This is a genomic window from Pseudomonas sp. EU05-FHT14B02 (assembly GCF_058791055.1).
Genome location: NZ_JBYTDD010000010.1, coordinates 51,670 through 63,436 on the forward strand (window position 1 = coordinate 51,670; position 11,767 = coordinate 63,436).

Below are 11,767 nucleotides of genomic sequence, written 5' to 3' on the forward strand. Positions count from 1 at the left end.
AATTCATGCGCATTTCCACCGCCCAGTATTACGAAATCACCGCTGCCAACTATCAGCGCAACTTCAACAAGGCCATCGCGACCAGCAACGAAGCCAGCAGCCTGATCCGCATCAATACCGCCGCCGATGACCCGATCGGCGCCGGTCGTTTGCTGCAACTGGGTCAGCAGAGCGCGATGCTTGATCAGTACGGCACCAACATCGGCAGCACCAAGAATGCGTTGAGCCTGCAGGAAACCACGCTCAACTCCATCGGTACTGCTCTGCAGCGCGTCAAGGAACTGGCCCTCGCTGCCAGCAACGGCATTGCCACCGACGCGGACCGCAAGGCTTATGCGTCGGAACTGGGTCAGATCCAGCAACAAGTGCTGGGCCTGATGAACTCCAAGGACGCGAGCGGCAACTACCTCTTCTCCGGTTCGAAAACCGACACTGCGCCTTACTCGCAGAACGCCGATGGCACCTACAGCTACAACGGTGACCAGACCACCATCGACCTTGGCATTGGCGATGGCATGACAGTCGGGATCAACACCACTGGCTGGGATGCGTTCCAGCAGACCATCAATACCAGTCGCACCCAGACCACCATGACTGCTCCGGTGGTGGATGACGGTCGTGTGGTGCTGTCCAACGGTACGGTTGGCACCAGCTCCACCTACAACGCGAAGTTCACAGGTGGTCAGCCCTACACCGTCAGTTTCCTCAGCAGCACCCAGTTGAAGATCACCGACTCGCTGGGCAACGACGTGACCGCCGAAGCCAGCCAGAACGGTCTGATCAGCAATGCCAACGGTGCCAACCAGACGGTCAGTTTCCGTGGCGTCGACCTGAAGCTGAACATCAACCTCAAATCCGGTGATACCAACCCGGATGCGGTGATCGCCGGCCACAGTTTCAATCTGTCTTCCACGTCGGATACCTTCAACACCTCACGCAGCGCCGGTAACCCGTCGACCGCGGTCATCACCGGTTCCAGCGTGACCGACCCGACGGCTTACACCAACGCCTTCCCGGCGGGCGGGGCGATCCTCAAGTTCACCAGTGCCACCAATTTCGACCTGTATGCAGCCCCGATCACCGCTGACAGCAAGCCGGTCTCGTCGGGCACGGTTTCGGGCGGCAACGCCACCGCGGCGGGCGTGACCTTTGCCCTGGGTGGAGGCACTCCAGCGTCCGGCGACCAGTTTGTGATCCAGAACAACAACCATCAGACCCAGAACGTGCTCGACACCCTGGGCCAGATGATCACTGCGCTAAACACGCCAATCGACGGCGATGCAGTGGCCAAGCAGAAGTTTCTGGGGGCCATGGAGTCGGGAATGGGCAACATCGACAGTGCGGCCAACCAGATCGGCTCGGCCATCACTACGATCGGTGCCCGTGGTCAGGCGCTGGATAACCAGACCGCGACCAACGAGAGCCTGACCCTTGCGAACAGCGCGAGCCAGAAGTCAATTCGCGATTCGGACCCGGCCGAAGTCATGACTCGCCTGACCTTGCAGCAAACCATGTTGCAAGCTGCGCAACTGGCGTTCAGCAAGATTTCCCAGCTGGGCCTGTTCAACAAGATCTGACGGTGGTCGGGCGCGCAGGCGCCCGATGGCATTGTCCCTTCAGTATTTATCGTCTTTTTTTGCGGTAACAAAGGGCTCGCTTTTCAGGGCGGGCTCGCGCCGCCTGTGAGCCCGCCGTGAATTCACTCCCGCTTGTCAGCCTGGTCATTCCCGCCTTCAATCCGCGCTTTTTCGGTCGTGCCTTGCACACGGCTTTGAGCCAGAGCTACGGCAATCTGGAGATCATCGTTTGCGATGACAGTCGCGGCCAGGAAATCGAAGGCATCGTGGCTTCGCTGGTTGAGGAGGGGGCTAGCGTACGTTATGTGCGTAACCCGCGAACCCTGGGGCTGGTGGGTAACCTGCAGGCTTGCCTGGAGCAGGCGCGGGGCGAGTACATCAAATTTCTTTGTGATGACGACCAGTTGTTCTCGGCCTGCATCGAGCGTCAGGCCCAGATGCTCATCGATTGTGCCGACGTCAACCTGGTCGTCGCCCAGCGACTGCTTTGGGATGCCGACGACATGCCTCTGCCTTCGCGCCTGGAAAATACCCCGCTGTCCCCGGTGGGCGGGGTGTTCAAGGGGGAGGACCTGCTGGCGATCTTCGAAAACTTCCCGGTCAACATCCTCGGTGGTTTCAGCAACGCGATGTTCCGTCGGGCTGACGTGCTCGAATTGTTCCCGGCATTGACTCAGCCAGGCCATTGCTTCGTCGCGACCCTCGACTTCGCCTTGTATGTCTGCCTGATGCGGCGCGGCAACCTGGCGGTGTCCAATCACGTGCTCGGCGTCGAACGCCTGTACCCCGAACGATTGAGCGGCCAACAGTCGATGAAGGACGCTGCCGAAATCGAGCGGCAGTGGCTGTCGCAGATGCTCAAGGCACGTAGTGGCGAATCAGCGCCGGCCCAGGGCTGGGTGCGCTATCTGCCATTGACCCGGGTGGACGAGTCGCCGCGGGTTTGGGAGGAGTTGCCGCTGAGTCGGACTCTGGGCACCAAGCAGACCACCCAGGACTGGCATGTCGGCATCGCCAGTGTCAGTTTCGCGCAACTGTATGCCCAGTGGCTGGCGTGCCGCCGTCTCACCGACGGTCAGCGCGAGCTGCTGGCGGACACGTTGGAGGCGTGGCCAACAAAGCCAAAAATCGTTCCGATCATCATCGATGAGCACGGCAGCCGTTCGGCGTTGGAGCTTACCCTGCAATCGCTGGCGGATCAGGATTACGCCCCTGAACTGACGCTGGTGCTGTCGGCATCGTGCACAGAAGCCGTGCTGGACGAGCGTGTGTTCCGTTTGCCGTTGCAGGACGACTGGCAGCAGCAGATCAACGCCTTGTTACCGCAACTGGAAGGCACTGGCTGGTTCTATCTGCTGCGTGCCGGTGATCGGCTGGTGGCGCCGGCCTTGCTGGTCATGGCGGAACGCATTGCGCTGTCGCGCGCGCTTACCTGTCTGTACAGCGACGAAGGTGGGTTGGATCAGGGGGAGTCGGCCGAGCCTGCCTTCAAGCCGGACTTCAACCTGGACCTGATGCGCAGTTATCCCTACGTGGGGCGAGCGCTGGCATTCGAGCGCGAGCAGTTCCTGGCGCTGGGCGGTTTCGATTCGGTGTACGGCGAACTGGCGCCACACGATGTGTTGTGGCGAATGGTCGAGAGCGGCGGTACACAGGTGGTCGGACACGTTTCGGAGGTTCTGCTGGAGTCGGCGTTCGACCTGACCAAATGGCTGTCGCTGCCGCAAGTGGTGGACACCAATCCGCGGTTACTCGAGGCGCACTTGCAGCGCCTGGGTGTCGCCCACGGCATTCGCCAGGGCAGCTCGGCACTACTCAATCGGGTCGACTATCACCATGAAGATCGGCCGCTGGTGTCGATCATTATCGTCAGCAAGGACCAGACCCTGGCGTTGCAACGCTGTGTCGAGAGCCTGCTGGAGAAAACCGCGTACGGTGAATACGAGTTGCTGTTGGTGGACAATGGCAGCGAGAGCGCCGAGGCGCTTGACTGGTTCGCCGGCATGGCGCAACTGGGCAGCGACCGGGTCCGGGTATTGCGCTACGAGTTGCAGGGCAATGCAGCGGCGGTGCGCAACTTCGCCGTGCAGCAGGCCGCTGGCGCGTATGTCCTGATGCTCAACCCCTACACGGTGATCACCCAGGCGCAATGGCTGAGTGAACTGCTCAATCATGCGCAACGTCCGGAAGTCGGCGTGGTGGGGGCCAAGCTGTTCAACCCCGATGGCCGCGTGCTGCATGCCGGCCTGATTCTCGGGCTGCAAGGGCCCGCCGGCGTGCCGTTCCATGGCGAGATGCTGCACGCGGCAGGCTACATGTACCGCTTGCAGGTCGCCCACAATTTCAGTGCCGTCGGCGGCGACTGTCTGATGGTGCGCAAGGCGGTCTTCGATGCGGTCGGCGGCCTGGACGAGCAGGGCCTGGCGCACTCCCTCAACGAGGTGGACCTGTGCCTGCGGATCGGCCAGGAAGGTTATCTGGTGGTGTGGACGCCCCATGCGCAACTGGCCTTGGGCGCGCAACCGGCGGTGGTTGCACAAGAGGGTGACCAGGCTCGAAGTGAACAGGAGCAGGAGGTTTTCTATAAGCGCTGGCTGCCGATCGTGGCCCGTGATCCGGCCTACAACACCAACCTGGCGTTGCAGGGGTTGGGCGGGGCAAGCTTCAGTCTCGAGCCCGGCTTACGATCCGGTTGGAGTCCGTTTTCCAAAGCGCAATTGCCGAAGATTCTCGCGTTGCCGGTCAACGCATCCGCCATTGGCCATTATCGGGTCACGCAACCGCTGATCGAACTGGAGGCCGCTGGCAGGGCGCATGGGCGCATTCATTACAACCTGCCGACCATCATCGAAGTCGAGCGTCATTCGCCTGACGTGATTATCTTGCAGGGGCGCTATTCCGAAGGTCCGATCAACGAAATCCCGAGCCTGCAAAAATATTCCAGCGCGCGACGTATCTATGAGCTGGATGACTTTGTGATCAACGTCCCGCACCGTAATGCGCATATTCGCAATATGCCGGGCAAGGATGAAATGGAGTCGCTGGTCCGGCGCGCCATCGGCATGTGCGATCGCGTGGTGGTCTCCACCGAACCGCTGGGTAACGCGCTGTCGGACATGCATCACGACATCCGTGTGGTACCCAACATGTTGGCGTCGCACTTGTGGACCGATCTGCGCAGTCAGCGCCGCACTTCGAAAAAGCCTCGGGTCGGCTGGGGTGGCGGCACCAGCCACCACGGTGACCTGGCGGTCATCGCCGATGTGGTCCGCGAGTTGGCCAATGAAGTCGACTGGGTCTTCTTCGGCATGTGCCCGGACGATTTGCGCCCCTACATGCATGAGTTTCATGGGGTGATCGGGCTGGATGTGTACCCGGCCAAGCTGGCCAGCCTGAACCTGGATCTGGCATTGGCGCCGTTGGAGTTCCACATCTTCAACGACTGCAAGAGCAACCTGCGGCTGCTGGAGTATGGCGCGTGCGGTTACCCGGTGATCTGCACCGACACCGAAGCCTATCGCGGCTACTTGCCGTGCACCCGGATCAAGACCAACTCCACGGATGAATGGCTGCAGGCGATCCGCATGCACCTGGCCGATCCGGACGCCAGCTATCGCATGGGCGATGAGTTGCGCGAGATCGTGCTGCGTGACTACGTGCTGCGCGGCGACAATTTGCGCTACTGGGAAAATGGCTGGCTGGCGGACTGACCGTTCGCGCATCCATCCGGTTCAGGCAGGCGACGTTGAGTCGCCTGCCTTTTTTTTCCATCAGGTTTTGCAATCAGTGTCGAAGATGCCCGCCAGGCATTGCCCGATAGCGGATTGAAAGAGCTGGCGCGTTTCCTGCAAGTCCCCCTTATATCGCCATAAAACGAGCACTTCCGGGGAGTCCGGACGTGTCCTGAACGGCGGCAGGTTTAACCCAGATGGCCCCGCAAAAGCTTGATACAGCTTGGCTGAGCCCTGTGACGAACAAGAGGGAAGGGGATGAAGGCAGTTATTTTGGCGGGTGGCCTGGGTACGCGGATCAGCGAGGAGTCGCACCTCAAGCCCAAGCCGATGATCGAGGTCGGCGGCAAGCCAATTCTCTGGCACATCATGAAGCAGTACTCCGCTCACGGAATCCACGATTTCGTGATCTGTCTTGGCTACAAGGGTTATGCGATCAAGGACTTCTTCGCCAACTACTTCCTGCACACCTCCGACGTCACGTTCGACATGTGTAACAACCGCATGGATGTTCACCAGAACTACAGCGAGCCATGGCGCGTCACGCTGATCGACACCGGCGAAGAGACCATGACCGGCGGCCGTTTGCGCCGCGCCCGACGCTACCTCGAAGACGAAAAGGCCTTCTGTTTTACCTATGGCGACGGCGTGTCGGACCTCAATATCGGTGCGTTGGTGGATTTCCATCTCAAGCACGGAAAGCTGGCGACCGTCACCGCGGTACAACCACCAGGTCGCTACGGTGCGCTCAATCGCGATGGCGACAAGGTCTTGGGGTTCACTGAAAAACCTCGCGGTGACGGTGGCTGGATCAATGGCGGGTTCTTTGTCCTGTCGCCCAAAGTGCTGCCGTTGATCGACGGCGATGAAACTTCGTGGGAGTCCGGCCCACTGGACGGCCTGGCCGAGCGCGGCGAACTCATGGCGTTCCAGCACGACGGTTTCTGGCAACCGATGGATACCCTGCGCGACAAGAATCACCTCGAAGCGCTGTGGCAGAGCGGGGAGGCCCCATGGAAGCAATGGGATTGAGCCCGCAATTCTGGCGTGGCAAGCGCGTGCTGGTCACCGGCCACACCGGGTTCAAGGGCAGTTGGCTGACATTGTGGCTGCAAAGCCTGGGTGCCGAGGTCAGCGGGTTTTCCCTCGACCCGTCCACCGAGCCGAGCCTGTTCGAACTGGCCCGGGTTCACGAAGGCATCAATGATCAGCGCGGCGACCTGCGTGATCTGGGGGCCTTGCTGGAACTGATTGCCGAAACCCAGCCGCAGATCGTTCTGCACCTGGCGGCTCAGCCGCTGGTGCGCGAAGGTTATCGCGACCCGTTGGGCACGTACTCCAGTAACGTCATGGGCACGCTCAACCTGCTCGAGGCGATCCGTCAGGTGGGCGGCGTGCGCGCCTGCGTGCTGGTGACCACCGACAAGGTCTACGCCAATCAGGAATGGCTGTGGCCGTACCGCGAAAACGAAGCGTTGGGCGGTCATGATCCCTACAGCAGCAGCAAGGCGTGCTGCGAATTGCTGGCGCAATCCTATGCCGCCTCGTTCTTTGCGCCGCAAAAGCATGGCGAGCATGGTCTGGCGTTGGCCACGGCCCGCGCCGGCAATGTGCTTGGCGGTGGCGATTTCGCCCCGGAGCGGCTGATTCCCGACGTGCTGCGGGCGTGGTCGGCGGATGAGCCTGTGACCTTGCGTTATCCCCAGGCGGTGCGCCCATGGCAGCACGCGCTGGAACCGCTGGCCGGCTATCTGCAACTGGCGGCCGGCCTGTTTGAGCAGGGGCCGCAATTCGCCGGGGCGTGGAATTTCGGCCCCGGTGAAGCGGACATGCGCAGCGTCGGTGAAGTGGTCGAACTGCTCGCCAGCCGCTGGCCGCAAGCACGCGGGCTACGCATCGAACCGAGCGATATGCATGAGGCCGGCCTGTTGCGCCTGGACAGCAGCCGTGCCCGTCAATTGCTGGCCTGGCAACCGCGCTGGTCGTTGCAGCAGTGCCTGACCCAGACCCTGGATTGGCATTTGGCGTGGCAGAACGGCGATGACATGCGCGCCGTCAGCCTGGCGCAATTGAACCTGTACCGAGGCACGCTGTGAGTGAATTTCTGCTGAAGGCGTTGCCGCTGAACGGATTGTTCAGCGTGCAGCACAAACGTTTCGAGGACGAGCGCGGGCACTTTTCCCGGTTGTTTTGCGAAGGCAGCCTCGGTGCGTTTGGCCAGGCATTTCATATTCGCCAGATCAATCACTCCTGCACCCGTGAACGCGGCAGCGTGCGTGGCCTGCATTACCAGAATGCCCGTGCACCGGAAGCCAAGTTGATCACCTGCCTGCGCGGTGAAGTCTGGGATGTCGCGGTGGATCTGCGTCCCGACTCCGAGACTTTCCTGCACTGGCACGCCGAGCACCTGCGTGCCGGCGATGGCCGCAGCCTGTTGATTCCTGCCGGGTTCGCCCATGGCTTTCAGACCCTGAGTGCCGATGCCGAGCTGCTTTACCTGCACAGCAACGACTACACGCCGGAACATGAAGGCGGGTTGTCGGTGCTCGATCCACGGCTGGCGATTGCCTGGCCGTTGCCTGTCAATAATCTGTCGGTGCGCGATGCGAGCCATCCGGCGCTCGATGAACACTTTGCCGGAGTGCGTCTATGAACTGCCGTGGTTGCGCCGCTGCGCTGACCCTGCCGCTGATTGACCTGGGCACCTCGCCGCCGTCCAACGCTTACGTGCGTGCCGACCAGTTGGAGCAGGCCGAACAATGGGTGCCGTTGAAGGTTGCCGTGTGCCAGCAGTGCTGGCTGGTGCAAACCGAGGATTACACCAGCGCCGACAGCCTGTTCGATGCCGAGTACGCCTATTTCAGTTCGTTCTCCAGCACCTGGCTGGCCCATGCCGAGCGTTATGTGGCCGAGATGGTCGAACGCTTCGGCCTGAGCGCCGACAGCCGTGTGGTGGAAGTCGCGGCCAACGACGGTTACCTGTTGCAGTACGTGGCCGGGCGCGGCATCCCTTGCCTGGGCGTCGAGCCGACCTGCAGCACCGCGCAAGCGGCGCGGGAAAAAGGCTTGGAGATTCGTGAGCTGTTTTTCGGTCGCGACACCGCCGCGCAATTGAAAAGCGAAGGCTGGGGCGCCGACCTTATTGCAGCCAACAACGTGTTGGCCCACGTCCCGGATATCAACGATTTCCTCGGCGGCTTTGCGACCTTGCTCAAGCCGGCGGGTGTGGCGACTTTCGAATTCCCGCAGTTGCTGACCCTGATGGCCGGCCAGCAGTTCGACACGCTGTACCACGAGCATTATTCCTACCTGTCGCTGACCGCTGTGCAGACCTTGTGCGAGCGCAATGGCCTGCAAGTGTTCGACGTCAGTCAGCTCCCGACCCATGGCGGCTCGCTGCGAGTCTTCGTCCAGCGGCTGGACGGCGAGCGTCGCGAAGTGCAACCGACGGTTCGGCAACAGCTGCAGGCTGAACTCGCCGCCGGGGTAAAAACCCCTGAGTACTACACGACCCTGGCGCCCGCCGCCGAGCGCATCAAGCACGACCTTCTGCGCTTCCTGTTGCAGGCCAAGGCCGATGGCAAGCGCGTGGTCGGCTACGGCGCCGCCGCCAAGGGAAACACCCTGCTCAACTACGCCGGGGTCAAGCCGGACCTGTTGGCCTGGGTGGCCGATGCCAACCCGCACAAGCAAGGCAAGTTCCTGCCCGGTAGCCGCATTCCGATCGTGTCGCCGGCACAGATCGACATCGAAAAACCGGACTACGTGCTGGTGCTGCCTTGGAACCTGCTGGATGAGATCACCCAGGCCTTTGCCGGCATTCGTGCATGGGACGGTCGTTTTGTCATTGCCATTCCCGAGTTGATCATTCGATGAGCCGAATTCATTACACCAAACCCAGTGTCGGTGAGCTGGAAGCAGACTACGTACTCGATGCCGTCCGTCATGGTTGGGGAGAGCGCTGCTACGAGTACCTGACACGCTTCGAAAAGTCCTTTGCCGAGCACGTGGGTGCGACCTACGCGATTGCAACGTCCAGTTGCACCGGCGCGCTGCACATGGGTATGGCGGCGCTGGGCATCGGTGCCGGCGATGAGGTGATCCTCGCCGATACCAACTGGATCGCCTCGGCTGCGCCCATCACCTATCTGGGTGCGACACCGGTGTTCGTCGACGTGCTGGCCGACAGTTGGTGCCTTGACCCACAGCAGGTTCGCCGGGCAATTACCTCTCGGACCAAGGCGATTCTGGCGGTGCACCTCTACGGCAATCTCTGCGACATGGATGCGCTGCTGGCCATCGGTCGCGAGTTTGGCCTGCCGGTCATCGAAGACGCCGCCGAGGCGATCGGCTCGCAGTGGCGCGGTCAGGCGGCGGGTTCACTGGGCGCGTTCGGTGCGTTTTCCTTTCACGGCACCAAGACCATGACCACCGGCGAAGGCGGGATCTTCGTGACGTCGGACAAGGCCCTGTATGACCGGGTATTGACCCTGTCCAACCATGGCCGGGTAGCGGGCAGCAGCAAACAGTTCTGGCCGGATTTCCTGGGCTTCAAATACAAAATGAGCAACCTGCAAGCGGCCGTCGGTTGCGCGCAGGTTGAACGGATCGACGAGCTGATCGAACGCAAGCGCGCGATCTTCGCCAACTATGCCCAGGCGCTGGCCCTGCTGCCGGGCCTGTCCATGAACCCTGAGCCCGAATACGCACGCAACGGTTACTGGATGCCCACCGTCGTCTTTGACCGCGAGCTGGGGATCACGCGGGACATGTTGATTGCAGCCTTCCAGGCCGCCGATATCGATGCGCGGGTGTTCTTCTGGCCGCTGTCGTCCTTGCCGATGTTCAGCGAACTGACGGCTGACTCGCCCGTGGCGCATGCGCTGCCGGAGCGCGCGATCAATCTGCCGAGTTATCACGACATGACTGATGACGATCAGCAACGGGTCATCGAGGTGCTGCGCGCGCTGGTACTCAAAAGGACGCAGCTATGAAGGTTTACCTGCTGGGGGCGGCCAATCCTGAAGCGGTACGGATGATCCTCACCCTGCAACGCAGCCAGCCGGACGTGCAGTTCGCCTTTCTCGATAACGATCCGGCGAAGCAAGGCACGCTGTTTTATGGCGTGCCGGTGGTGGGGGGTACCGACAAGGTGGCCGAGCTGAAAGGCCCCGATACACGCTTTGTCAATCTGATCACTGGCACCACGGCGCTGCGTTACCGGACCACCTGCGAAATCGTCGAGGCCGGCGGCACCCTGGGCAACTTCATCCACCCGGGCATCGATCTGACGATGATCACCATGGGCGTCGGCACCTATCTGCAAGAGGGCGTGATCATGCAGGCGCAAGTCAGCCTCGGCGATAACACCAGCATCAGTGCCGGAAGTGTTGTCGGGCATGAGGGACAGATCGGCCATTCGGTATTCATGGCGCCGGGTGTCTGCATTGCCGGTTGTGTCGAGATCGGCGACGGCACCTTCATCGGCACCAACGCCACGATCCTGCCGCGATTGCGCATCGGTCGTTGGGTCACCATCGGTGCAGGCGCCGTAGTGACCAAAGACGTTCCAGACTATGCGGTTGTGGTGGGCAGTCCCGCCAGGACCATCAAGACCAATCCTGCTTCCTTTCAAGACGGTCGGGTTTTCAACTAACCACCGCACCAATTTCCGGAGAGTCTGTAATGAATCCTCATGAGCAGTTTCGTGAAGAAGTAAAAGACAACATCGAAGGCCTGCAACAGGACAAAGCATTGCAAGCCACGTCGCTGGACTGGGTTGGCACGACCGCCAAGCATAAATACACCTACAACTTCAGCTGGATGGGCCGCCCGATCATTCAGTTTCCCCAGGACATGGTCGCCATGCAGGAGATCATCTGGGCGCTGCGGCCGGACATCATTGTCGAGACCGGTATTGCCCACGGCGGCTCGCTGGTGTTTTACGCCTCGATGCTCGAACTGATCGGCCATGGCGAAGTGCTGGGCGTCGACATCGATATCCGCCAGCACAACCGTGAGGCAATCGAAGCGCACCCGATGAGCAAGCGGATCCAGATGATCCAGGGTTCGAGCATTGATCCGGCAATCGTCGAGCAGGTCCGTCAGCGCGTCGAAGGCAAGAAAGTGCTGGTGGTGCTGGACTCCAACCATACCCACGAGCACGTCCTGGAAGAGTTGCGGGCCTATGCGCCGATGACCTCGGTAGGCAGCTACTGCGTGGTGATGGATACCGTGGTTGAAGACATGCCCGAAGACGCGTTCCCGGACCGTCCGTGGGGCAAGGGCGATAACCCGAAGACCGCGGTATGGGCTTACCTGGAAGAAAACGGCGGTTTTGAAATCGATCAGGCCATTCACAGCAAGCTGCTGATCACCGTCGCGCCGGATGGCTATCTGCGTCGCGTGCGGTAATCGACAAGACATCGTTGGGTTTTTCGGCGATTCGCCGTTGTGGGG

General features: G+C 61.3%; 9 protein-coding genes. All 9 read left to right on the forward strand.

Annotated elements, in window-relative coordinates; translation table 11 throughout:
• Positions 1-5: 5 nt before the first annotated feature.
• Positions 6-1,577: a flagellar hook-associated protein 3 gene (locus AC3WTM_RS11585; protein ID WP_102669755.1), complete on the forward strand. Its 1,572-nt coding sequence runs from the start codon at positions 6-8 to the stop codon at positions 1,575-1,577.
• 116 nt (positions 1,578-1,693) lie between these two features.
• Positions 1,694-5,287 (forward strand): glycosyltransferase, encoded by a 3,594-nt coding sequence (locus tag AC3WTM_RS11590; RefSeq protein ID WP_102669754.1) that lies wholly within the window; start codon positions 1,694-1,696, stop codon positions 5,285-5,287.
• Between the two features lie 279 nt (positions 5,288-5,566).
• The gene (gene rfbF / locus AC3WTM_RS11595) at positions 5,567-6,340 is read left to right on the forward strand and encodes a glucose-1-phosphate cytidylyltransferase (protein ID WP_102669753.1); all 774 of its coding nucleotides are present in this window, start codon (positions 5,567-5,569) and stop codon (positions 6,338-6,340) included.
• Positions 6,322-7,404 (forward strand): CDP-glucose 4,6-dehydratase, encoded by a 1,083-nt coding sequence (gene rfbG, locus AC3WTM_RS11600; RefSeq protein ID WP_102669752.1) that lies wholly within the window; start codon positions 6,322-6,324, stop codon positions 7,402-7,404. The genes rfbF and rfbG overlap by 19 nt, the downstream gene beginning before the upstream one ends.
• Positions 7,401-7,961: a dTDP-4-dehydrorhamnose 3,5-epimerase family protein gene (locus AC3WTM_RS11605; RefSeq protein ID WP_102669751.1), complete on the forward strand. Its 561-nt coding sequence runs from the start codon at positions 7,401-7,403 to the stop codon at positions 7,959-7,961. The genes rfbG and AC3WTM_RS11605 overlap by 4 nt, the downstream gene beginning before the upstream one ends.
• A complete protein-coding gene (locus tag AC3WTM_RS11610; protein WP_102669750.1) occupies positions 7,958-9,184 on the forward strand; it encodes a class I SAM-dependent methyltransferase in 1,227 nt (408 codons plus the stop codon). Before AC3WTM_RS11605 ends, AC3WTM_RS11610 begins: the two co-directional genes overlap by 4 nt.
• Positions 9,181-10,302: a DegT/DnrJ/EryC1/StrS family aminotransferase gene (locus AC3WTM_RS11615; protein WP_102669749.1), complete on the forward strand. Its 1,122-nt coding sequence runs from the start codon at positions 9,181-9,183 to the stop codon at positions 10,300-10,302. The genes AC3WTM_RS11610 and AC3WTM_RS11615 overlap by 4 nt, the downstream gene beginning before the upstream one ends.
• Complete coding sequence (locus AC3WTM_RS11620; RefSeq protein ID WP_090453805.1) at positions 10,299-10,964, forward strand: acetyltransferase; 666 nt, start codon at positions 10,299-10,301, stop codon at positions 10,962-10,964. The genes AC3WTM_RS11615 and AC3WTM_RS11620 overlap by 4 nt, the downstream gene beginning before the upstream one ends.
• Before the next feature lie 29 nt (positions 10,965-10,993).
• Complete coding sequence (locus tag AC3WTM_RS11625) at positions 10,994-11,722, forward strand: cephalosporin hydroxylase family protein (RefSeq protein WP_102669748.1); 729 nt, start codon at positions 10,994-10,996, stop codon at positions 11,720-11,722.
• The last annotated feature ends 45 nt before the right edge of the window (positions 11,723-11,767 follow it).